Here is a 23,248-nt window from a genome sequence, read left to right as displayed (position 1 = left end):
ACTGCTCCTAATGACCGGCTTGTTCAGACAGGCTGGCGCCTGCGCTTTGCAGCAGTGGCAGAAAACCACTCAGCATTTGCTGTAACTGCGGTTTTGCCATGATCAGTTGGTAAGCCGCAGTTAAGTCCAGCTGGCAAACCTGCGGATGACGCTGGTAATAACTGCCCCAATCGGCCGCGGCATCGCCTAACCGGCTTGGGTCGCCTTCCGCCAGCACATTTAACTGCAGGCCATGACGGCTTAACATTGACATCACTGTCGGCGTGGCGCAGCACACCAGATGACGGTAACCCTGTTGATACAGTGCAACAGCCATTGCGATAAACAGTAATAAGGTTTGTTGACGGCCACTGGCGTACAGATTGCCAATCTCGGCAACCTGCGCACGCTGGGTCTGAATGCCGGCGCCGGCCAGCACAGTGCAGATATCCGCATCAAGATATTGTTCAACAAACAGGCGTGGCGCCAGACCGCTGCGAATACCCAGTACAGCCTGCCACTGACCATGCAGCGTGACAGCCAGCAAATGCGGCATAAATTGACTGATATGAGCGTCATAGGCGGCAGCAAAGCCACCAGCGATAAATTGTTCCAGACTGTGGCGCTCGGTGTGATTACTGTCACACCACAGCAGTTGTGCAGATTGCTTGTCGGTCGCAACGCCAGACTGACAATCTTTGAAAGCCAGTGGCGGCAGGTATTCAACCGGGGATAGAGTTACAGCAGCAGTCATTTCAACCTCTCCACAGGTTTTCTCTGATGTTGCTGATTCTGGCGGGGGAAACTTAAAGCAACCTTAAGGCAAATTAAGGTTGCAAATTTTATAGCTGAATTAAATTAATCTATTGAAATATATATGATTATTTTTATAACTATTTTGGCGTAGTGGTAGATTAGCCACCAAAAATTAACTGCCAGAATGATGGAGACCGTTCTTTGTGATATTGCTTTTTCAGACTGTCGACTTCGCCCAGCAGTTGTTTGGCGGTTGCCAAATCTTGTTTGGCTAACGCGCCCTGTACCAGCGTCAGCTGCGCGGCCACTTTGTCGAGCCCCTGCTGAAATACCACCTGCTTCTCAGGGGTAAACTGATATGCCTGCACCGATGCAACCAGTTCAGCCATCACCAGTACTTTTTCCTGCATCACCGGCACTTCAGTCGCCTGCATCGCCTGCTTAAAATTGAAGCCAATTTTTTTCATCGTCGCTTCAACATCGGTGGTCGCTGCCACAGCGGCCGCAACCGGTTCTTCTGCCCGTACCAACGTTGGTTGCAACGTAAGCCCAACCAACAACACCGAGGCTACAGAAATTAAAGACACCAGTTTCATCATCACTACTCCAGAAAAAGACCGCAGCAGTCTACCACAGCCGGTCAGTAATGTTGCCTCAGACTGTTGGATTGGCTAGACTACGGCGGTTTTTTCCGAAGTTAAAATAAGTGAGAGAGCAGCCATGGGCGCGCAATGGAAATCCAAACACAAAGCTGATGCCTCCGCGGCAAAAGGCAAACTTTTTACCAAACTGGCAAAAGAAGTCATGGTTGCAGCGCGCAACGGCGCTGATCCGGCAATGAATTCCAAACTGCGCATGGCGATTGAAGCCTCACGCAAAGCGTCAATGCCAAAAGAAACACTGGAACGCGCCATCAAAAAAGGCGCCGGTCTGCTCGACGGCCCAGTGAACTACGAACATATCGTCTATGAAGGTTTTGCACCGCATCAGGTGCCGGTGATTGTCGAATGTCTGACTGACAACAAAAACCGCTCAGCACAAAGTATCCGTGTGTTATTCCGCAAAGGTCAGTTGGGCTCTTCTGGCTCAGTATCCTGGGATTTCAAACGCTTAGGTCAGATTGATGCTTCTCCTGCCAATGCAGACGCTGATATCGAAATGGCTGCGATAGAAGCCGGTGCACAAGATTTTGAAGCCGGTGAAGAAGGCGATGCGGTGTTTTACACCGAGCCGACCGATTTGGATTTAGTTGCCAAAGCGCTGCCAGAATTTGGGTTTACTGTGTCTGCCGCCAAGCTAATTTATAAACCGAATAATCCGGTTAGCATGGCGTCGCTGTCGGCGGAAGCCTTGGCTGAAGTCGAACACTTCCTTGAAGCGATTGAAGATGACGATGACGTCCAACACGTTTACGTCGGTCTGGCTGAATAATTCAGTTTGGATCTCTGCAATAAAAAAGCCGGCGCAAGCCGGCTTTTTTATTGCGCTGTCGCACAGATAGCGTCGGCGATTTGTGAAACTATTGACATATCGCTGGTAAAACATATGATAAAACACATATATTATTATCCAGATATATAAAGCAAAGGGTCTAGTTGCTGAGGGAGTCTATGCAACCTGTTGAATTTTTTAAATTACTTGCTGATGAAACCCGACTGCATACGATTTTGCTGATTGCCCGTGAAGGTGAACTTTGTGTCTGTGAGCTGACCACGGCGTTAAATCTATCGCAGCCAAAAATCTCCCGCCATCTGGCGATGTTACGAAAATCACAACTTTTACTGGACCGCCGCCAGGGTCAGTGGGTGTTTTACCGGCTCAATCCCGCTTTACCGGGCTGGGCCGCTGACAGCATCAGCCGGACCCTGCAGCAGAATCAGCCGTTGATCACACCGCTGCTGACCAATCTGTGCAGCATGGGGGAAAGACCGGAGCGGACGCGGTCATGTTGCCCCTGAACCCTGTCGCCAGCCAAGTCGTGAGCACAGGCAGCAACAAGCAGACAACAGTAAAATTGCGGCCATGGCACAGGCTTATCCGCTTACCTCACCCCGCTAGCAGCTGGAGCAATCATGGGATTATTTGAACGCTATTTATCGGTCTGGGTAGCACTTGCTATGGTAGTCGGAGTTGTGGCCGGTGAGATGCTGCCCAGCTGGTTCCAGACGGTCGCGGCACTGGAATTTGCACAGGTCAATCTGGTGATTGCATTGTTTATCTGGGTAATGATTTATCCAATGATGGTGCAAATTGACTTCAGCGCGCTGAAAAATGTCGGCAAAAAACCCAAAGGCATTGTGCTGACGCTGGTCGTGAACTGGCTAATTAAGCCATTTACCATGGCGCTGCTCGGTTGGTTATTTTTCCGCGTATTGTTCGTCGACTGGGTCGATCCGAACACTGCAACAGAATATATCGCCGGCATGATTTTATTAGGTGTTGCACCGTGCACAGCGATGGTGTTTGTCTGGAGTCAGCTGACCAAAGGCGACGCCAATTACACGCTGGTTCAGGTGTCCGTCAATGACATCATTATGATCTTTGCCTTTGCGCCAATCAGTGCCTTGTTACTGGGCGTCGCTGACATCAAAGTACCTTGGTCCACGTTGATGTTGTCCGTGCTGCTTTATGTTGTTTTACCCCTTTGCGCCGGCGTGCTGACCCGTAAAGTCTTTGCGAAACGGCCACCGCAGCAGCTGAACCTGTTGTTGTCGCAGATTAAGCCCTGGTCGGTCTTTGGTTTACTCGCGACCGTCGTGTTGTTGTTTGGTTTTCAGGCCCATACCATTCTGACGCAGCCATTGGCCATCGTGCTCATTGCCATCCCGCTGTTGCTGCAAACCTATGGCATTTTTGCCCTGACATACTTTGCTGGTTATAAATTGCAGCTGCCGCACAATATTGCGGCGCCGGCCGGCATGGTTGGCGCCAGCAACTTTTTTGAGCTGGCGGTAGCGGTGGCTATTTCGTTGTTTGGTCTGCACTCCGGTGCCGCGCTTGCCACCGTCGTTGGCGTGCTGGTGGAAGTTCCGGTGATGTTGTCACTGGTGGCCGTGGCCAATAGAACCCGCCACTGGTTTGTCAGTTAAAAATACAGTTGATGGAGAATGATGATGCACCACCCTTTTGACGAACTGCTGATTAATCCCGGCACCAGCGCGACAGCAGCCTTGCTGTTTACGCCCTGCCCCGGCACCAAAGGTGTCGCGCTGGCCGTGGCACTGGCTGAGCTGAAAGCCGCCGGCGCCAAAGCGGTAATAACACTGACACCGGATCACGAGCTGCAGCAGCTGCAGGTTGCCGACTTACCGGCGCAATGCCGCGCTTTGGACCTCGCCTGGTTTCATTGCCCGATTGAAGACGATCAGGCGCCAGGGCTGGCTTTTGCACAAAACTGGCAACAGGCCAGCGCCTATGTGCACGCATTATTGCGTCAGGGCGAGAACGTTGCCATCCACTGTAAAGGCGGTTCAGGCCGCACCGGACTTGTTGCCGCGCAAATTTTGCTGGAACTCGGGCTGGATAAAATTGAAGCCAAACAACGGGTTCAGGCGCTGCGGCCTTATGCGTTAACGCTGGCACCGCATCTGGCCTATTTCAACGCACTCTGAGACTGTTTCTGGAGCAACAACAATGACGATTAAAGTAGGAATTAACGGCTTTGGCCGGATCGGCCGGCTGGCACTGCGGGCCGCATTTGACTGGCCGGAACTGGAATTTGTCCAGATCAACGACCCGGCGGCAGACGCCGCCACTTTCGCCCATTTGCTGAATTTTGATTCGGTGCATGGTCGTTGGTCCCATTTAGCCAGCGCCGAAGGTGAAAGCATCCGGATCAATGGCAAAACCATTCAGGTCAGTGCCAATAAATCCATCGCCGACACCGACTGGTCTGGCTGTGATCTGGTAATTGAAGCCTCCGGCAAGATGAAAACGACGGCATTGTTGCAAGCTTATCTGGACCAGGGCGTCAAGCGCGTGGTAGTCAGTGCGCCGGTGAAAGAACCCGGCGTGCTGAACGTGGTGATGGGCGTTAATCAGCAGCTGTTTGACCCGGCTATCCATCGCATCGTCACTGCAGCCAGTTGCACCACCAACTGTCTGGCGCCTGTGGTCAAAGTGATCCACCAGCACTTAGGCATTAAACACGGCTCTATCACGACTATTCATGATTTAACCAATACCCAGTCAATTCTGGACACGCCGCACAAAGACTTACGCCGCGCCCGCGCTTGTGGCAGCAGCCTGATCCCGACCACCACCGGCTCTGCCACCGCCATCACCGAGATTTTTCCGGAGCTCAAAGGCCGGCTCAATGGCCACGCCGTGCGAGTTCCGCTTGCCAATGCGTCCTTAACCGATTGTGTATTTGAATTGGATCGTGCCACCAGCGCCGAAGAAGTCAATGGCCTGTTCAAAGCCGCCGCAGACGCAGAACTGAAAGGCATTCTGGGTTATGAAGAGCGGCCGCTGGTGTCTGTCGATTATAAAACCGACCCGCGTTCCTGCATTATTGATGCCCTGTCGACGATGGTCGTCAACGGCACCCAGCTGAAGATTTATGCCTGGTACGACAATGAATGGGGTTATGCCAACCGCACCGTTGAACTGGCCAGGTTGGTCGGTCAGGCTTAAACGGAAGGACATGCCTTTGACAACCCCAACCAGTACAACCGCCAACGCGGCACTGCGTCAGTACGGCGTGGTCACCGCCAATTATTGGGCTTTTACGCTGACCGACGGTGCACTGCGCATGTTGATTGTGCTGCATTTTTATCAGCTTGGGTTTACACCACTGGCCATCGCTTCGTTGTTTCTGTTTTACGAGTTGTTTGGTGTTATCACCAATCTGGTCGGCGGCTGGTTGGGTGCGCGCGTTGGCCTGAACAAAACGATGAATATCGGGTTATTGTTGCAGGTCGTGGCGCTTTCGATGTTGCTGGTGCCGGCACCGCTGCTGACCGTTGTTTGGGTGATGGCGGCGCAGGCATTGTCTGGCATCGCCAAAGATCTGAATAAAATGAGCGCCAAAAGTTCGCTGAAGTTGCTGCTGCCAGACGATGCACAAGGTGCGTTATATCGATGGGTTGCATTGTTGACCGGCTCCAAAAATGCGCTCAAAGGTGTTGGTTTTTTCCTCGGTGGTCTGTTGTTAACCCTATTTGGGTTTCAGGGCGCGATCGCCGCGATGGCAGCAGCGCTGGCGTTGATCTGGGGCCTGAGCTTGTTTTTGCTGCAACGCGATTTAGGCAAAAGTAAATTCAAACCCAAATTCAAAGAAATATTTTCCAAAAGCCCGGCGATAAACAAGCTCGCTGCGGCACGACTGTTTTTATTCGGCGCCCGCGATGTCTGGTTTGTGATTGCGCTGCCGTTGTATCTGGCAACGACTGCCGGCTGGTCGCAAACGGCGATTGGCAGCTTTCTCGCTGTATGGGTCATCGGCTATGGCATGGTGCAGGCGCTGGCTCCGGTATTCACCGGTCGTGCTGTCGCTGATCCGACTGATCAGCGCGCCGGTATTTTCGCCGCAGTACGCTGGGCGGCCATCTTATGCGGCACCCCGTTATTCATCAGTATTGGCATGGTTTCTAGCGGCGAGCCGCTGTGGATATTGATTGGCGGACTGATGTTGTTTGGCGCGGTGTTTGCGGTTAATTCAGCCCTACACAGTTACCTGATTGTGCGGCTGGCCGGCCGGGATGGCGTATCGCTGGATGTCGGTTTTTATTATATGGCCAACGCGATGGGCCGGTTAGTTGGCACGCTATTGTCTGGCGCTGTATATCAGGCTGCCGGACTCCCCGCCTGTTTGTGGGTGTCCAGCGGCTTTTTAGTGCTGACGTTGCTGATCAGTGTCTCGCTGGCCCGCAGCAACAGCCATTAAAACTGGCCGTCACGTTGTTTGCCGGCAACATATGCCCGATAACCGACACAACACAAAGTCACAATCAATAGCACACTGTATTCCATGCCGTTGCGGCCGGCACCAACGACAAACCAGCCAAATGGCGCATGCACCATTAACAGACCAGTACTGTAGATGCCAACAAAACCAAGGGTCAGCGGCCAGACCCATTTCCCCAACGCATACAGTACCGTGGCAACAATTTCATAAGCGGTAACTGCAGCGGCCAGATAAAACCCGGCCGGCAGGCCCTGTGTTTGCAACCATTCACCAAAAGGCACCACGCCACCACCGAGCAACCTGGCCCAGCCATGCGCGGCCAATAAACCAGCCAGCGTCAGCCGCAATAATAACCATAAATGCTGATCCAGTCGGCTTAGTCCATCATTGCGCATCGTGTTCTCCTGCCGCAGGCGGCTTTTTTGGCGATTAAGTTATGGCTGGTGTGGCTGTCTGAGGTTTTATTCAACCACAGTGCAGATTTGGTCAAACGGCTTTTTCTTCAATGCGTGCGCCGGCACTGTTGCGTCGGCTGCCGGATAACCCAATACCAGCAACATATATGGCCGGTCGTTATCGTTGTCGCGGCCACAGATTTTGCTTAAAAAACTCATTGGTTTTGGCGTATGAGTTAACGACACTAAACCAACCTGATGCGCCGCCTGGATCAAAAAGCCGGTGGCAATGCCCACAGATTCATGCACATAGTAATTGGTGTCGCTGTCGTTATTGTCGATGCCACCGCGTTTTTGCGAAAAAATCACAATCAGCCATGGTGCGGTCTCAAGGTACGGCTTATGCGCGTCGGTGCCAAGTGGTTTTAATGCATTGAGCCATTCATCGCCGGCGCGGCCATTGTAAAAACCAGCTTCCTGTAACTCTGCTTCGTGGCGAATTTGTTGTTTTACCGCCGGATCGCTAATTGCGACAAAATGCCAGGGCTGATGATTGGCGCCACTCGGCGCGCTTGCTGCCACCTGTATTAGCTGTTCAATCACCTGCCGTGGCACCGGTTTGTCAGAAAAACTGCGGATAGTATGGCGACGCTGCATCAGCGCCAGATGAGCGCTTGCGCGTTGTTGCAGCTCAGCAGGACTATATTCAACAAAATCGGTCAGCGGGTATTGCGTTTCCATCAACGGACTCCGGCAAGTGGCGGGTTCAGGGTAAAATCTATGTAAACACAAAGTAGCCTGAAACAGAAATCCGACCAACCACAGCGGGACAGATGCAAGCCGGATAACAGGCCGGTATACTCTGCGTTTTAGTGTGAAGGAACCTCAGTATGTCATGCCAGATCGCAGTTGCATCGACCAATCCCGCCAAAATCAACGCCGTACGCGAGGCCTTTGCGCTGGCGTTTCCAGATGTGCAATGCCAGATCAGCGGCTATAAAACCGAATCGGGAGTCGCCGCACAGCCGATGAGCTCCGCCGAAACCCTGCTCGGCGCCGACAACCGCCTGTATAATTTACTACACCAGTTGCAACAACAGCCGGCGGATTTTTATGTCGCCATTGAAGCCGGACTAGACGATGGCATGACGTTCGCCTGGATGCGCATCACTGATGGCAAACGCGACGGACGCGCCCGCTCCGCATCGCTGCAATTGCCGGCACTGGCGGTGCAACGGCTGGAGCAAGGTGACGAGCTCGGTGATGTGATGGATGAGCTGTTCGGCACACAAAATATCAAACAAGCCGGCGGCGCTATTGGCCTGCTGACCCAGCATAAACTGAGTCGCAGCAGCGTCTATCAGCAGGCATTGATCCTGGCATTAATCCCGTTTTTAACGCCGGACTGGTTTTAACTGCATCAGCATTTTTTATTAAACATCTGCAATATTAAACACCGTCTTGTCGAAAATCAGCGCTGCTCATCGACAACTGTTTGCACAAGCAGTTGATAAGCTCTGTGCAGCGAATTTGAATTTTATTGACGGGCAATCACAAACAGGAGTGTTTTATGTCGCGGATGATTTTTGTCAATTTACCGGTTTTGGATTTAACCGCCAGCATCAGTTTTTATCAGGCTTTGGGCTTTAGCCAGAACATGCAGTTCAGTGATACTACGGCGGCCTGCATGGTGTGGAGCGACAGCATCTTTGTCATGCTATTGACCCATGCTAAATGGCAAACCTTCACAACCAGGCCCATCCCTGCTCAGGGCTGCAGCGAAGTGATGCTGGCACTGAATGCCGACAGCATTGATGCGGTCAATCAATTTGTTGCCACAGCGGGCGCACAGGGCGGCAAAGTCGATGTAAATCCACCACAAGATCACGGTTTTATGTTCAGCCGCAGCGTACTGGATTTAGACGGTCATATCTGGGAAATATTCTGGATGGATCCGGCGGCGTTGGCCGGTGACAGTCAATAATCTCCTAGGGCGCTGTTATTTATCCAGTATCAGCGTCAGCTCTTGCCTTTTGGATTGTCAGAAATAATTCATGTTGGTGACAGCCGCTTTTCACTTGACTGACGGCGGCCTGACTGTAGCGTTGCCCTAACATGGCTGCAGTTTCCACTACCGGAGTTAAGTTATGAACAGGTCTTTGTTTTCTGCCCGCCATCTCGTGATCGCCAGCACACTTTTTAGCAGCAGCCTGCTAGCCGCAGAGCTGAACCACAACATCACCGCTGCCGATGTGAAAGCCGCGCAAGATGCCTGGGGGAAGGCGTTAATTCAAATCAGCAGTGATCATCGCAGCGGTGGTATTGAAAAAGCCAAAGCGACAGCCCGGCAAGTGTTAGACCAGGCCTATGGTTACAATCTGGGCCCGGTATTGTTTAAACCAACACTGGCCAGTGGCGATACAACGTTTCGCACAACCTATGCCGGCGCACTGGCCTACTTTGTTGGCGGGAACCCACAGTTCCCTGACAAAGGCTTCGCCTTAAAAGGCTGGACCAAGTACGAATATAAAAATGCCGGTGTGCAAATTAATGGCGACCTGGCGCTGACCATGGGACATGTGATGCTGACCGACCAGGACGGAAAAGTCACCAAAGTCGACAAAACCTGGGGATTTCGCAAAGGCGACGACGGTAAAGTCCGGATTGTGCTGCACCACTCATCGTTACCTTATAGCGCAAACTAATCGCTAAAACGGATCCGCAGCTTCGCCCTTTAGGTTTGGCTGTCGCTGCGGTTTTTCATTACACTGCTCAGTCTGTTGCTGCGGATCCGGAGTCTGGATGTTTCGTAATAAGCTGTATCTGGCGTTTGCATTATTGGTCGTGCTGACATTGATTCAGGCGGCGACCGCCGTCTGGGCTAATCAGGTGGCGGCACACCATGTTGAACGCAGCCGGATCGCCAATCAGATGCTGGCCGGATTTATCTCGTTGGGCGCCGACAAACAGCGGCTGAAGGTCTGGCTGGCGCAAGCCTTGTTGACCAATGACGATGCCCCAGGCGTACGTGAGCGCTATCTGCAAAAAATGCAGTCACACCTTCGAACCATCAATCAGCTACTGCAGCAAGACCAGCAACTGGCACAATCTGCTGACGACTTCAGTGCTATCACCACCCAACTGAAAACAGTGTCCATTTTAGAGACAAATGTCACGGTACTGGAACGCGGCCTGGCGCGCAAAGCATCGGCTCCCAGTGCACCACTCAATGCGGCGGATACCTGGACCTTGCTTATTGAGATTTTCGATAATCTGGAAGGCTTGGATCTGAAAACACTGATAGCTCAGGCCATTGATTTACAACAACAGCGCTCAGCAGCGGCCGAAGCACAAGCCGCTGCAGCACTGACGCAGGCGAGGCTATTGCTGTTCAGCACCTGTGGTTTTGCTGTCGTTCTGGCCTTGCTGATGGCGGTGGTATTGGCGCGGGCCATGTACCGGCCGATGCAACAGCTGCTGGCGGGCACCAGTGCGCTGGCGCAGGGGGTGTTAAGTACCCGCCTGCCCGAGCAGGGACAACAGGAATTTGTCGTACTGGCGCGCAGTTTTAACCAACTGGCAGTTAGCCTGGATCGCGCCCGCGCACAGGAAGAAGCCCATACCCGTCAGATTGAAAAAGTGGTCGCGGAGCGCACCGCGCAGCTGCAGGACGCCGTCAGTAAGCTGCAACAGGCAGAACGGATGCAACAACGCTTTTTAGGTGATGTCAGCCATGAACTGCGAACGCCGGCGACAACGATACGGGGCGAGGCCGAGGTAGCACTGCGCGGCGCGGACAAATCCGCAGTGGAATACAAAGAAAGCCTGCTACGCATTGTCGAAAGCAGTCAATTGTTGTCCAGCCGTATTGATGATTTGTTGTTACTGGTGCGTAGCGACCATCCGCTGCAACTAAGATTTCGCGATGTGGCTGTCGCAGAAGTCTGGCCGCTCTGGTGCGAGCAGGCGCAGCGGCAATGTGCTGCGGCGCAACAAGCTTTAGTGATAGCGCCGGTCACTGCAACAATGCTGCAGCAGCACTTGTTTATCGATTTGGATAAGACCATGCAGGCACTGCAGATTGTGCTGGATAATGCCATTCGTTATGGCCTGCAGCGACCGCTGCACGTCGGCTTGCAGCTAACGCACGAACAGTTGCTGCTCAATATCACCGATCAGGGCATTGGCATTCCACCAGCTGCGCAAAACCAGCTGTTTCAGCGTTATTTTCGCGCCGAAAATGCCCGCAACCTGCGGCCTGACGGCCTCGGTATCGGACTGGCACTGTGCCGCACGCTAATGCAGGCTCAGCATGGCGCCGTGCAGATCCAAAGCCCGGCACAGCTGCAGCAAGGCAGCAATGCGGGCACTGCCGTTATTTTAAGCTTTCCGTTAGTCGGCGAAGAACCAGAGGATTTAACCTGATGCAGGTGCTGATTATTGAAGATGAGCAGCGGGTCGCGGATTTTTTAGCCCGCGGCCTTAAAGCCGAAGGCTATTTCCCCAGCGTGGTCAATGATGGTGCCGAAGCCCTGCATGCGATCAGAACGCAGCAACCAGCCCTGGTGATCCTGGACCGCATGCTGCCGAATCTGGATGGTCTCACCATCTGTCAGCTCATTCGAGCACAGCAATTGCCGGTGCGGATCCTGATGTTATCGGCACTGGGCGATACTGCCGAGCGGGTACGCGGCCTGACCAGCGGTGCCGATGACTATCTGGTAAAACCTTTTGCCTTTGAAGAACTGCTCGCGCGATTAAACAATCTGGCCAATCGCCAGAGTGGCGCGGCCCAGCGCAACTGCCTGCGTTTTGCAGAGATCGAACTGGATTTGGACTTGCGTCAGGTGCGTCGTGCCGGCGAACTGGTGAATCTGACCGCGCGCGAACTGAACTTATTGGAACTGTTGATGCGTAACCCGCAAAAAGTACTAAGCCGTGAACGGATCCTGGCTAATGTCTGGAGCATGAACGAAGATCCACTGACCAATGTGGTGGACGTCTATATCCGCCGGCTGCGGAATAAGCTGGATAAAGGCCACGCCGTCGGTTATGTCCGCACGTTGCGTGGCACTGGCTATTACCTGAGCAGCGACTAGCGCTGCACCAGCTATGCCTTCAACAACGACTAGCGCTGCACCAGCTATGCCTTCAACAACGACTGGCGCTGCCTTAAAGCTTGCGTACCCAGATATTGCGAAAACTGACTTTATCGCCATGGTCCTGCAATTTCAGCGGCGCGCAGCCATGCGCGGGCTGCTGCGGCGGACCAATCCACTCAGTGGTGCCGGCAATTTCGGTATGATTTTGCAATAACACCCCATTGTGCAGCACTGTGACATAACCCGGGCTCAGCCGTTTATTACCATCAAATCGTGGCGCTTTGTAGATGATGTCATACACCTGCCACTGCCCGGTCGGTTTTGTTGCGTTGACCAGCGGAATAGTCTGCTTATAGACAGCACCGGCCTGACCATTTGGATAAGTACTGTTCTGGTATGAATCCAGGATCTGCACTTCATATTTATCCTGAAAAAAGATCCCGCTGTTATTGCGCAGCTGGCCGGTTTTGGCCGGATCAGCCGGCGGCGATTGCCATTCCAGATGCAGCTGGATATCACAGAAGTTTTCGGCAGTGCGGATATCACCACTACCCGGCAGCACAGTCATCACGCCGTCTTTCAGTTGCCACTGTGCAGCGCCACCATCTTTCACCGCACGCCAGGCCGATAAACTATTGCCAAGTAAAGGGATAGCGTCCGAAGGAACGTTATTTTGGTTAAAACTGACCACCTTTGGTACCGGCGTCCAGACTTCAGTGCGGGCGGCCTGGGCGTGGCGCTCGGCGTCCGTCATCTTGGCCAGATCTGCCGCCGTTGGAAAAGCCTTGTCTTGAGCCAAAGCCAAAGGGCTCGTCATCAACGCCAAAGCAACGAGAAAAAACGGAAATTTTTGCATCGATTCACTCCACTATTTGGGCATCTGCGGTCTGGTTCCAGCGCGACAGCCGGGCTCCAAACCACCATTTCAACAACAACGCCAGCAACTCAGGTCGCCCAGGCTTTATCGCCTTTTTTATACGGCAGCGCGCCGTCATAGCGCCCTGGTACCGCGACATAGCGCAGCACTTCAGTTGCGCCCACTTTGGAGGTAAAAAACACAAAAATACTCAGCTGTTTCAGCAGCGTAAAATAGTGCGGCTCTAATGAGGCATCGCCTTTGCGATTCGACACATTGGTGCTGTCATTGCTGGCGATCGCCGCATTACGCGCGCTGGCGTCTTTATCGAGCTGCGTCAGTAACGCCGTGCGTTCGGCCGCGCTCAGCTGCAGGAAATCACGCTGATGTTGTTGTTTACAAGCTGCCTGCAACGCAGCGAGGCCAGCAACAAACAGCGCCTGTTGCTTCGCGTCATAACAGTCCTGCACCATCACCGCCATCTGCGCACCACAGCCAGCATCCTTCGCGCCTGGCGTGTTAGTGCGCGGTAAGATGGTTTCGGCGATTTCGTCCATCAGCATAATGTCGCCGGCGCCAAACAATGGTTTGGTCGCGGCGGTTTTAACCCCAGAAGCATCTTTCGCCAGTGGGCCTGCGGCCCAGACTTCCCCACCAACAAAAGCCAGGCCGGTGGCAGCGGCAATCATTTTTAACAGGTCACGTCTTTCCATCTCAGAGCTCCCCTTTTTTCAGTGCTTCGACCGCGAAATTGGCGGCCCGTGCAGTCAGTGCCATATAGGTCAGCGACGGATTGACACAAGACGCCGACGTCATACAGGCGCCATCGGTGACAAACACATTCGGGGCATCCCACACCTGATTATTGGCATTTAATACCGACGTTTTCGGGTCACGGCCCATTCGCGCCGTGCCCATTTCGTGAATGCCCATCCCCGGCGCATAGTCGCCGTTATAGCCATGGACGTTTTTCACGCCGGCGGCTTCAAAGAACTCGACCGCATCCTGCATCATGTCTTTGCGCATGCGCAGTTCGTTGTCTTTCATTTCCACGTCCATCGCCAGCACCGGTAAGCCCCACTTGTCTTTGACTGTGGGGTCGAGGTAAATCCGGTTGTCATGATGCGGCAGCATTTCACCAAAACCGCCCATGCCGATGGTCCAATGTCCGGGTTCAGTCAGTGCAGCTTTTAAGTCTGCGCCAATCGACAGTTCTGCCACGTCACGGCGCCAGTTCTCGCGGCTTGCCGCGCCCTGATAACCAAAACCACGCAAATAATCGCGTTTATCACCGCCCCAGTTGCGAAACCGTGGCACATAAAAACCAGTCGGCCGGCGGCCAAAGTGGTATTTGTCGAGATAACCCTCGATTTCGCCGTAAGCGCCAACACCTAAGTGGTGGTCCATCACATTGCGGCCGAGTGCATTACTGCTGGAGCCCAAACCACCTGCCCATACATCGGTGGCTGAATTCATCAAAATCCAGGTGGAGTTAAAAGCTGACGCATTTAAGAAAATGATTTTGCTGGTAAATTCGACCGTTTGATTGGTTTCACTGTCGAGCACTTCCACACCACGCGCGCGTTTTTTGTCTTTGTCATACAGCACCTGCGTCACAATCGAAAACGGCCGTACGGTCAAATTGCCGGTTTTCATCGCGACCGGCAGCGTCGACGACTGCGTGCTGAAATAAGCACCAAACGGACAGCCCAGCCAGCATTTAGCGCGGTATTGGCAATTGACGCGGTTTTGCTCCGGCTTTGGCTGGGTAATATTGGCGGTGCGGCCACAAATCAGGTGACGGTTGCCACCAAAAGCTTTTTTGATCCGCGCGGCTACGTCTTTTTCGACGATATTGAGCTCAAACGCCGGTAAATATTGCCCGTCGGGCAACACGTCCAGACCGTCGCGATTGCCGGAGATCCCAGCGAAACGCTCGACATAATCGTACCAGGGCGCTAAATCGGCATAGCGAATTGGCCAATCCACCGCGACACCTTCTTTGGCATTGGCTTCAAAATCCGCTTCGTTTAACCGGTAGCTCTGCCGACCCCACAACAAGGAACGGCCACCCATGTGATAACCGCGGTACCAGTCAAAGCGTTTTTTTTCGGTATATGGCGAGTCTTTTTCATTGGCCCACATGCCAAAAGTGCTTTCATTCAGTGGGTAATCGCGTTTGAGTACCGGGTAGTCCTGCTTCATCTGCTCGGTTGGCCGGTCGCGGTGCGGGTAGTCCCACGCCTCTTTCATCGCGTTGGTGTAATCTTTGATATGTTCAATGTTACGGCCGCGTTCGAGCAGCAACACTTTTAAGCCTTTTTCGGTCAGCTCTTTGGCGGCCCAGCCGCCACTAATGCCGGAGCCAACGACGATGGCGTCGTAATGATTTTGCGCAGTTGTCATCTCTTGCTACCTGTGATTTTGTTGTCTGTTTTGTGCTGTGCGCGCTCTGCTGACGCGCTCTTTTTGTGCACTTTCTTTGTACTGAGTCTCAGCGTTTAAGGTTAGATCTGACCCCGGTTCAGACATCACAAATGCGGATAGCGTCCGCCAGTGATTGCACCTTGCCCTCTGGTGTTGCCGGCGTTGGAATAAACTCCTGCGCCAAATAACCTTTGAAGCCGGTCACGACTATCGCCTTGGCGATCGCCGGGTAATACAACTCCTGCGTCTCATCAATTTCATGCCGCCCCGGCACCCCGGCCGTGTGGTAATGGCCAAAATATTGATGGTTGTCCTGGATAGTGCGAATGATATCCCCTTCCATAATTTGCATATGGTAGATGTCATACAGCAGCTTAAAGTGATTCGATTTCAATCGCTTACATAGCTCAATACCAAAGCCTGAGCTATCAGCCAGATAATCCGGATGGTCAACTTTGCTGTTAAACAGCTCCATCTGCAGCACCACACCACGCTGTTCCGCCTGCGGCAGAATTTGCGACAAACCTGCTACGGCATGCTGCAGCGCGGTCTCGCGGTCCATGCCGCGCGCATTGCCGGAAAAACAAATCAGATTGGTGTAACCAGCGTCGGCGACCAAATCAATGTGCGCCCGATAGCGCTTGATAAGCTCAGCGTGGAACTGTGGATTGCACCAGCCATCGACTAAATTGATCTCTGCGCCGTTACACATCGAGCAGTCGATGCCGTATTTTTTTAACGTCGGCCAGTCTTTCGGCCCGACCAAATCAATCGCACTGAAACCTAAGGATTTCACCAGCTGACACAGCTCTTCGATCGACAGATGGGCATAAGTCCAACTGGCGACCGAATGACGGACCCGGCCATTGAGCGCAGGCACTGCGCCGCTCGGTTCATCAGTGGCAGCACTTGCTGCTGTGGTTGCAGTGGCCTGACTTGCAGTCGCGGCACAGCCTGTCAGCAATAATGACGGGCCGGCGACACCAAGCGCCACACTGCCGGCGGCCAGTTGCTTTAACATGTGCCGGCGAGTCAGGCCGAGGTCAGCGGTTTGGGGATGATGCAGCTCAGACATGGCGCTCCCCTTGTTTTTCCGCTGATACCGCCAGCGTTTCGTTTTTGAAAATCAGCGCAAACAGCACCAGCACCACCGCAGCAAAACCAGCCGGGAATAACCAGATGTGTGTCCAGTCGGCGCCTGCAGCCGTGGTATAGGCCTGCGTCACTTGCCCTGCGACACTAAAGCCAATCAGCATGCCGATACCGTAAGTCGCAAGTGTAATAAGCCCCTGCGCCGCACTCTTGTAAGCCGGACCGGCTTTGCTGTTGGTGTAAATCTGACCGGAGACAAAAAAGAAGTCATAACAAATACCGTGCAAGGCAATGCCGACAAGTAACAACGCCATACCACTGCCGGCATCGCCATAGGCAAACAGCACATAACGCAGCACCCAGGCCGCCATGCCTAAAATCAGTGTCCAGCGGATACCAAAACGGTTTAAAAACAGCGGCAGCGCCAGCATAAAGGCGACTTCGGACACCTGACCCAGCGTCATTTTGCCGGTGGCATTTTCCACCCCAACGGCGGTCAGGAACGGGTTGGCATTTTGGTAATAGAATGCCAGTGGGATACAAATCAGGATCGATGAAACAAAAAACAGCGCGAAATTGCGATCTTTCAACAGTTTCAGCGCATCAAGCCCAAGCAGTTCACCGAGCTTGACCTGACTGCCGCGTGCCGCTGGTGGCGTCGCCGGTAACGTAAAGCTATACAAACCAAGCGCTAAAGACGCGGCCGCACACATCAGGAAAGTGTTTTGCAGTGCACCGGCCGCAATCGCCTCAGCCGCATCCCAGCCAAACAAGTAACTGATGACAAGGCCTGCGGCTATCCAACCGATAGTGCCCCAGACGCGAATTTGACCAAACTCACGCTCCGGCTGTTGCATCTGACCAAAAGACACCGAGTTGACCAGCGCCAGCGTGGGCATGTAGGCCAGCATATAACCGAGCACCAGCGGATAGAAAGCTGCGAAATCAGTAGCCTGCGCCATCAGATACATCAGCACCGCGCCAATCAGGTGCAACACCGCCAAAATGCGCTCGGCATTAAAAAAGCGGTCTGCGATTAAACCGATAAAAAATGGCGCGATAATGGCGCCCCAGCTTTGGGTGGAAAATGCCATACCGGTTTGCGGGCCGTCGGCGCCCAGGTTCTGGCTTAAAAAAGTGCCCAGGGTGACAAACCAGCCGCCCCAGATAAAAAACTGCAGAAACATCATAGTGCCGAGACGTATTTTTATTGTACTCATCGTCATCCCCGTGATTTTTTGTTGTTGTATGTTCTGTGCTACTTTTTGTTATTCGTGTTGGCAGGCCTGCAAGTGCTGGCCTGCTGTGCCAAAGCGCTATTCCTTAGCGCTATTCAAGGCCGCTATTCCAAACCAAGAATGCGCCGGTTGCGCGCGGTATCCGAACTGCCGCCGGCGAAATCATCAAAGGCGCGAGTTGCGCGGTTAATGAGGTGCGCAGCAATAAAAGGTGCGCCCTCTTTCGCGCCTTGTGCCGAATCTTTTAAACAACATTCCCATTCCAGTACTGCCCAGCCGCGATAGCCGTACTGAGTTAACTTGCTGAAAATGCTTTTGAAATCGACCTGGCCATCGCCCAATGAGCGGAACCGGCCCGGTCTGTCCACCCAGTCCTGATAACCACCATACACGCCGGCACGACCATCCGGCCGAAACTCCGCATCTTTGACATGGAACATTTTGATCCGGTCATGGTAGCGATCAATAAAGGCCAGATAGTCCAGTTGCTGCAGCACAAAGTGGCTCGGATCAAACAGGATATTGGCGCGCGGGTGGTGGTTGGTGGCTTTCAGGAAACGCTCAAAACTGGCGCCATCGTGCAAATCTTCACCGGGGTGAATTTCATAACAGACATCGACACCAGCGACATCAAAGGCGTCCAAAATCGGCAGCCAGCGGGCGGCCAGCTCGGCAAAGCCCTGCTCGACCAGACCTGCTGGTCTTTGAGGCCACGGATATACCAGATGCCACAACAAGGCGCCGGAGAAAGTCGCATGCGCTTTAAGGCCCAGATTCTGACTGGCCTTAGCCGCCAGTTTCAGCTGTGCGATCGCCCACTCAGTCCGTTCTTTTGGCTTGCCACGTAAATGTGCTGGGGCAAAGTTATCAAACAGTTCGTCATAAGCCGGATGCACCGCCACCAACTGGCCCTGCAGATGTGTCGATAACTCGGTGATGCTGATGCCAACGGCGGCACATTGTGCCTTGATGTCGTCACAATACGCCTGACTAGTCGCAGCCTTCTCCAAATCAAACAGCGCCGGATCGTTGGTCGGCACCTGAATACCTTTGTAGCCTAAATCTGCCGCCCATTTCGCCATCGTGATGAGATTATTAAAAGGCGCGGTATCGCCCATAAACTGCGCCAGGAAAATCGCCGGGCCTTGAATACTATTCATTGTGTTTCCTCGCTAAAACTCTGTCGCAACAAGAAGGTTTAAACACCAGCGCTTACCTGGTCAGCCCACATCCGGCACAGCCTGCCATTTTTCGCTGCTGGCGGTGCTGACGGTGTCAATAAAAGCCATCCCGCGTAAGCCGGCGCTGATGCCTGGCACGCCGCTTGGCGTGCCGCGCTCACCGGCGCGAATAGCGTTGGCGAAATCACGGTACAGATTGGCCATTGCTTCTAAATATCCTTCCGGATGCCCGGCTGGTAAGCGGCAACGTTTCAGTGCTTCTGCGCCTAACCCAGCCTGACCTGCACCAGCACGCAGCACATAAAATGGCGCGCCATGTGGCCGTACTATGATGCTGTTTGGCTCCATTTGCTGCCATTCCAGCCCGCCTTTGTCGCCATACAAACGAATTTTCAGTGCGTTTTCTTCGCCGGCACAGATTTGACTGGCGATCAGCACACCACTGGCGCCGCCGCTGGTTTTAAACAACGCCGCGCCGTCATCGTCGAGTCGGCGGCCCGGCACATGACTGGCCAGTTCCGCACAGAGCTGGTTGATGCGCTGACCACTGATAAATTCAGCGAGGCCAAACGCATGCGTGCCGATATCCGCCATACAGCCGCTGTTGCCGGCCTGCGCCGGATCGGTGCGCCAGCTCGCCTGCTTCTGGGCGCTAGCTTCTAAGTTGTCGGTCAGCCAGCCTTGTGGGTATTCGACATAAATTTTACGTAAAGTGCCAAGCACACCATCAGCCACCAGCTGTTTAGCCTGCCATACCATTGGGTAACCAAGATAAGTGTGCGCCAGACCATACAAGCGGTCGCTTTGTGCGAGTTCGGCCGCCAGCAATGCTGTTTCAGACAGCGTGACACCTGCCGGTTTTTCGCAGAACACATGAAAGCCGGCGGCTATCGCGGCGCGGCTAACCGGCACGTGCAGTTGATTCGGGGTGACGATGACCAACAGCTGCATCCGCTCATGTTCCGGCAATGCCGCTTCTGCGTCTAACATCTGCTGCCAGCTGTCGTATAAGCGCTGTGGCTCGATATCAAGCGCTGCGCCGGTGCGCTGATTGTTGCCGGCGTCGCGGCTAAAGGCGCCGCAGACCAATTCGGTTTGCCCATCGAGCGCCGCAGCGTGGCGATGCACGGCGCCGATAAAGGCACCTTCGCCTCCACCGAGCATACCTAAACGAATTTTCTGCGAACGGGGTCGGACCGGCTGATTCATGCGTGTATCCCTGACAAAAGCGATGTGGAAAAGCCAAGGCAGGTTGTTTTTGCAACTCGACCCTCGCCTGATTTAAAAAATGTAACGGATTACATTTTGCCGCGTCAATCGAAATTCCGACCAAATGCAAAAAATTTGCGTCATTTTTGCGCAAAAACAAAATATGCGCCGCACCAGAAACGAGCATTTGCACTAATTTATTGCTCGAAAAAGCCACAGAACCCCTTCACAGCGTGACAAATATCACTTATAAATGATACCGGTTACATTGAAAGCTATTGCATCATCAGTCACGGAACTGAGTAGAATGCCGGTTTGGATCCAACAAAAAGAACGCCTATGTCCAATATCCGCGAAGTGGCCCGTTTGGCCGAAGTGTCCGTGGCAACAGTCTCCCGGACTTTACAGCAACCCGATTTGGTGTCGCTGAAAACCCGTAACAAAGTGCTGGCCGCTGTCAAAGCTGCTGGCTACAAACCCAATTTAATGGCCGTAAGGTTCCGCTCCGGCAAAACCCACAATTTGGTGGTGCTGGTTCCGACCGTCGCCAACGTATTTTTCGCCCGCGTCATCAGTGGCATGCAAGAAGCTGCACACGAAAACCAATATGCCCTGCTACTTGGCAACACACTCGGTGATGACGAGATGGAAGCGGCCTATGCCAAAATGGTACAGACCTCGCAGGCGGATGGCCTCATTCAACTGCGCGCACACAACCCTTTTAGCGCCGCTGAACCGGCAGAATCCAATGACGAAGCGCCGGCTTTATTGCCTATGGTCAATGCCTGTGAAGTGCTCGACAAAGCGCCTTGCCCGACTGTCGTGCTGGATAACCGCGCAGCGGCCAGCGCGATGACTGAACATTTATTAGCATTGGGACACCGGCGTATCGCGATGATAAAAGGTCCAGCCCGCAGCCCACTGACCCGCGACCGGGTCGCTGGTTATCGCGATGCCCTGCAGGAAGCCGGCGTACCATTTGCTGAAGAATTACTGTCGCCGGGGAATTTCTCGCTGCAATCCGGCTATCAGGCTGCCGGTGATTTGCTGGCCCTGCCGGATCCGCCCACGGCTATTTTCTGTGAAAACGATGAGATGGCGATTGGTGCTATTCAGCGCATTAAACAACAGGGATTGCGCGTGCCAGCTGATATCTCAGTCGCTGGCTTTGACGACATTTCATTTGCTGCTTTTACCGATCCGCCGCTAACAACCATAGCGCAGCCTGCCGAAGAGTTCGGCCGCACTGCGGTGCGTTTGCTGATTGATGTGTTGGAAGGAAAACTCAGTAAGGCGCCAAAAGTGATTCTGCCTTTTGATTTGGTGATTAGAGGCAGTACCGGCCCGGCGCCAGGCCAGTAAAAGACCAGTAAAAAATTAGTAGCGCAGATAGTAAAACCGCTATCTGAACCAAGACAACAACAGGGAGCTTCATCATGATCACGACCCCAAATCTGCTATCGCTAGGCCGTCGCCAGTTTTTGCAGCAAAGCTGCGTAGGCATTGCCGCTTTGACTGTGCTCGGTAACCCTTTGCAGGCGCTGGCTGCCAGCCAAAGCAGCAGTGGCTCAGTCAAAAAAACCGGTCTGCAGCTTTATACCTTGCGTGACATGATGGAGAAAAGTGTCGCCGACACGCTGAAACTGGTGGCGGGCGTCGGCTACGGCGATGTCGAATTTGCCGGCTATTTTGGCCACAGTGCCGCGGATATCCGCAAACTGCTTGATGCCAATGGTCTTGCTGCACCTTCTGTGCATGTGCCACTGGAAGTACTCAGAAGCGCCCTGCCACAAGTGATTAAAGATGCCAAAGCGATTGGCCATCACTATATTGTGCTGCCGTGGTTATCTGAAGAGCAGCGCGGCGATTCAGTCGACAACTATAAAAAGCTGGCAGTCGAACTGAATGGCTTTGCCAAACCAATCAAAGACGCTGGCCTGCAGCTGGCTTATCACAACCATGATTTTGAGCTGACGCAGGTTAAGGGCGGTTTGCCTTATGACGTGTTACTGGGCGAAACCGACCCAGATTTAGTCAAGATGGAGCTGGACCTGTTCTGGGCTGTGAAAGCCGGTGTGGACCCACTGAAACTGTTTGCCGCCAATCCGGGCCGCTTCCCGCTGGTGCACGTCAAAGATATGGCGAAAGACGGCGCTATGGTCGACGTGGGCACCGGCACTATTGATTTTAAAGCCATTTTCGCTAAGGCTGAGCAAGCTGGCATCCGCCACCAGTTTATCGAACACGACAACTCTAACAATCGGATCACGACTATCCGTCAGGGCTATCAGGCGCTGTCGCAAGTACTGAAGGGCTGAGTTGGTATTAGCTTTGATGGGCTAGATTGCGGTTGAACACCTGTCCCCGGTCAGCGCAGCGGCACCGGGGTTTTGTGGTGGGTGCGGCTATTTCGACAGCACCGGCGACCAGCGTACCAGGCCGCTTGTCTGAATGAACCCAACATCAAAGCAGCCAGGCTAACAAGTCTGCGGATTAACCAATGCCGTTAATATATGATCTTCCCAGCGACCGTTAATCTTCAGGTATTTTTTTGCATAACCTTCTTCGGTAAAACCCAACTTTTGCAGTAAAAAGCCAGAGCGTTGGTTAGCCGGCATGTAGTTCGCCATCACTCTGTTCAGTTCAAGCACCTTAAAAGCATGCGCTATCACTACCTCGCAGAGCTGACGCATGCAGCCCGTTCCTTCTAGTGCTTTGCTGACGCCATAACCGATAAAACCTGCCCGGAACGGGCCATAAATAATGTTGGTCAAAGAACAATGTGCAATGACATGGCCATCGCGTACACCGATAAAATATGCGGAAGTGCCGTGCAACTGTTGTTGTTCATAGGCAACGTATCTCTGCCGGATAGTCGCTTCGTCATAATAATCCTGTGGCCGGATTGGATCCCAACGTCCAAAATGCCCGGCGTTGGCGCGGTAATAATCCGCCAACAGGCCTGCATCATCTGCGCTGGACAAACGTATAATCATCGATTCCCTGCTCTTTCAGCCCGGCTGGAGAAAACACAGGCAGCTGTTTATTCAATATTGATAAAAAAATGGCCATTCAACCATTGGCTCCTTGTGCATCAGAAGCGGA

25 protein-coding genes are annotated in these 23,248 nt (G+C 53.4%); 13 read left to right on the top strand and 12 right to left on the bottom strand.

The window, feature by feature from the left end:
- Positions 1-7: 7 nt before the first annotated feature.
- Together ACQ66Q_RS01435 and ACQ66Q_RS01430 are read right to left on the bottom strand one after the other, a co-directional pair.
- Positions 8-733 (bottom strand): thermostable hemolysin, encoded by a 726-nt coding sequence (locus tag ACQ66Q_RS01435; protein ID WP_430455155.1) that lies wholly within the window; start codon positions 731-733, stop codon positions 8-10.
- 160 nt (positions 734-893) lie between these two features.
- On the bottom strand, positions 894-1,334 hold the full coding sequence (locus ACQ66Q_RS01430; protein WP_430455154.1) for a cytochrome b562: 441 nt from the start codon (positions 1,332-1,334) through the stop codon (positions 894-896).
- A 121-nt stretch (positions 1,335-1,455) separates the two neighbouring features.
- Here ACQ66Q_RS01430 and ACQ66Q_RS01425 point away from each other — a divergent pair, with 121 nt between their 5' ends.
- From ACQ66Q_RS01425 to arsJ, 6 genes are all read left to right on the top strand, one after another.
- Positions 1,456-2,166: a YebC/PmpR family DNA-binding transcriptional regulator gene (locus ACQ66Q_RS01425; protein ID WP_430455153.1), complete on the top strand. Its 711-nt coding sequence runs from the start codon at positions 1,456-1,458 to the stop codon at positions 2,164-2,166.
- Positions 2,167-2,345: 179 nt separating this feature from the next.
- Positions 2,346-2,693 carry a metalloregulator ArsR/SmtB family transcription factor gene (locus tag ACQ66Q_RS01420; protein WP_430455152.1) on the top strand — a complete coding sequence of 116 codons (348 nt, stop codon included), beginning with the start codon at positions 2,346-2,348 and terminating at the stop codon, positions 2,691-2,693.
- 114 nt (positions 2,694-2,807) lie between these two features.
- Entirely contained in the window at positions 2,808-3,824 is a 1,017-nt protein-coding gene (arsB, locus tag ACQ66Q_RS01415) for an ACR3 family arsenite efflux transporter (protein ID WP_430455151.1), read from the top strand.
- 24 nt (positions 3,825-3,848) lie between these two features.
- Positions 3,849-4,346, top strand: coding sequence for a tyrosine-protein phosphatase (locus tag ACQ66Q_RS01410; protein ID WP_430455150.1), 498 nt, complete (start codon positions 3,849-3,851; stop codon positions 4,344-4,346).
- A 22-nt stretch (positions 4,347-4,368) separates the two neighbouring features.
- Positions 4,369-5,370: an ArsJ-associated glyceraldehyde-3-phosphate dehydrogenase gene (locus ACQ66Q_RS01405; protein ID WP_430455149.1), complete on the top strand. Its 1,002-nt coding sequence runs from the start codon at positions 4,369-4,371 to the stop codon at positions 5,368-5,370.
- A 10-nt stretch (positions 5,371-5,380) separates the two neighbouring features.
- Positions 5,381-6,622: an organoarsenical effux MFS transporter ArsJ gene (gene arsJ / locus ACQ66Q_RS01400; RefSeq protein ID WP_430455148.1), complete on the top strand. Its 1,242-nt coding sequence runs from the start codon at positions 5,381-5,383 to the stop codon at positions 6,620-6,622.
- Here arsJ and ACQ66Q_RS01395 read toward each other — a convergent pair.
- The gene (locus tag ACQ66Q_RS01395) at positions 6,619-7,038 is read right to left on the bottom strand and encodes a DoxX family protein (protein WP_430455147.1); all 420 of its coding nucleotides are present in this window, start codon (positions 7,036-7,038) and stop codon (positions 6,619-6,621) included. The genes arsJ and ACQ66Q_RS01395 overlap by 4 nt on opposite strands.
- Before the next feature lie 66 nt (positions 7,039-7,104).
- On the bottom strand, positions 7,105-7,779 hold the full coding sequence (locus tag ACQ66Q_RS01390; RefSeq protein ID WP_430455146.1) for a nitroreductase family protein: 675 nt from the start codon (positions 7,777-7,779) through the stop codon (positions 7,105-7,107).
- 149 nt (positions 7,780-7,928) lie between these two features.
- On the opposite strand from ACQ66Q_RS01390, the gene yjjX reads away from it, so the two are divergent.
- The 5 genes from yjjX to ACQ66Q_RS01365 all read left to right on the top strand — a co-directional run bounded on the left by yjjX (position 7,929) and on the right by ACQ66Q_RS01365 (position 12,137).
- A complete protein-coding gene (gene yjjX, locus ACQ66Q_RS01385; protein ID WP_430455145.1) occupies positions 7,929-8,453 on the top strand; it encodes an inosine/xanthosine triphosphatase in 525 nt (174 codons plus the stop codon).
- A gap of 155 nt (positions 8,454-8,608) precedes the next feature.
- Complete coding sequence (locus ACQ66Q_RS01380; RefSeq protein ID WP_430455144.1) at positions 8,609-9,022, top strand: VOC family protein; 414 nt, start codon at positions 8,609-8,611, stop codon at positions 9,020-9,022.
- A 163-nt stretch (positions 9,023-9,185) separates the two neighbouring features.
- Positions 9,186-9,743 carry a phosphoribosyl-AMP cyclohydrolase gene (locus tag ACQ66Q_RS01375; RefSeq protein WP_430455143.1) on the top strand — a complete coding sequence of 186 codons (558 nt, stop codon included), beginning with the start codon at positions 9,186-9,188 and terminating at the stop codon, positions 9,741-9,743.
- 97 nt (positions 9,744-9,840) lie between these two features.
- Entirely contained in the window at positions 9,841-11,463 is a 1,623-nt protein-coding gene (locus ACQ66Q_RS01370) for an ATP-binding protein (protein ID WP_430455142.1), read from the top strand.
- A complete protein-coding gene (locus ACQ66Q_RS01365; protein ID WP_377241730.1) occupies positions 11,463-12,137 on the top strand; it encodes a response regulator transcription factor in 675 nt (224 codons plus the stop codon). Before ACQ66Q_RS01370 ends, ACQ66Q_RS01365 begins: the two co-directional genes overlap by 1 nt.
- Positions 12,138-12,210: 73 nt before the next feature.
- Here the strand turns inward: ACQ66Q_RS01365 and ACQ66Q_RS01360 are convergent, their stop codons facing one another.
- The 7 genes from ACQ66Q_RS01360 to ACQ66Q_RS01330 form a co-directional block, all read right to left on the bottom strand.
- Positions 12,211-12,996: a 3-keto-disaccharide hydrolase gene (locus tag ACQ66Q_RS01360; RefSeq protein WP_430455141.1), complete on the bottom strand. Its 786-nt coding sequence runs from the start codon at positions 12,994-12,996 to the stop codon at positions 12,211-12,213.
- Between the two features lie 89 nt (positions 12,997-13,085).
- Positions 13,086-13,709 (bottom strand): gluconate 2-dehydrogenase subunit 3 family protein, encoded by a 624-nt coding sequence (locus ACQ66Q_RS01355; protein ID WP_430455140.1) that lies wholly within the window; start codon positions 13,707-13,709, stop codon positions 13,086-13,088.
- Between the two features lies 1 nt (position 13,710).
- Complete coding sequence (locus tag ACQ66Q_RS01350) at positions 13,711-15,402, bottom strand: GMC oxidoreductase (RefSeq protein ID WP_430455139.1); 1,692 nt, start codon at positions 15,400-15,402, stop codon at positions 13,711-13,713.
- Positions 15,403-15,520: 118 nt separating this feature from the next.
- Entirely contained in the window at positions 15,521-16,498 is a 978-nt protein-coding gene (locus ACQ66Q_RS01345) for a hydroxypyruvate isomerase family protein (protein ID WP_430455138.1), read from the bottom strand.
- The gene (locus tag ACQ66Q_RS01340; protein ID WP_430455137.1) at positions 16,491-17,735 is read right to left on the bottom strand and encodes a nucleoside permease; all 1,245 of its coding nucleotides are present in this window, start codon (positions 17,733-17,735) and stop codon (positions 16,491-16,493) included. Before ACQ66Q_RS01340 ends, ACQ66Q_RS01345 begins: the two co-directional genes overlap by 8 nt.
- 122 nt (positions 17,736-17,857) lie before the next feature.
- A complete protein-coding gene (locus ACQ66Q_RS01335; RefSeq protein ID WP_377241717.1) occupies positions 17,858-18,913 on the bottom strand; it encodes a sugar phosphate isomerase/epimerase family protein in 1,056 nt (351 codons plus the stop codon).
- A 60-nt stretch (positions 18,914-18,973) separates the two neighbouring features.
- Positions 18,974-20,143 carry a Gfo/Idh/MocA family protein gene (locus tag ACQ66Q_RS01330; protein WP_430455136.1) on the bottom strand — a complete coding sequence of 390 codons (1,170 nt, stop codon included), beginning with the start codon at positions 20,141-20,143 and terminating at the stop codon, positions 18,974-18,976.
- Positions 20,144-20,482: 339 nt separating this feature from the next.
- On the opposite strand from ACQ66Q_RS01330, the gene ACQ66Q_RS01325 reads away from it, so the two are divergent.
- Positions 20,483-21,505: a LacI family DNA-binding transcriptional regulator gene (locus ACQ66Q_RS01325; protein WP_377241713.1), complete on the top strand. Its 1,023-nt coding sequence runs from the start codon at positions 20,483-20,485 to the stop codon at positions 21,503-21,505.
- A 74-nt stretch (positions 21,506-21,579) separates the two neighbouring features.
- A complete protein-coding gene (locus ACQ66Q_RS01320; protein ID WP_430455135.1) occupies positions 21,580-22,461 on the top strand; it encodes a sugar phosphate isomerase/epimerase family protein in 882 nt (293 codons plus the stop codon).
- 159 nt (positions 22,462-22,620) lie between these two features.
- On the opposite strand, the gene ACQ66Q_RS01315 is transcribed toward ACQ66Q_RS01320, so the two are convergent.
- Positions 22,621-23,139, bottom strand: a complete 519-nt coding sequence (locus ACQ66Q_RS01315; RefSeq protein WP_430455134.1) for a GNAT family N-acetyltransferase — start codon at positions 23,137-23,139, stop codon at positions 22,621-22,623.
- Positions 23,140-23,248: the final 109 nt, after the last annotated feature.

This window comes from Rheinheimera sp. (assembly GCF_965283995.1).
Classification (GTDB): domain Bacteria; phylum Pseudomonadota; class Gammaproteobacteria; order Enterobacterales; family Alteromonadaceae; genus Pararheinheimera.
This window is presented reverse-complemented; position numbering and strand designations above follow the sequence as displayed.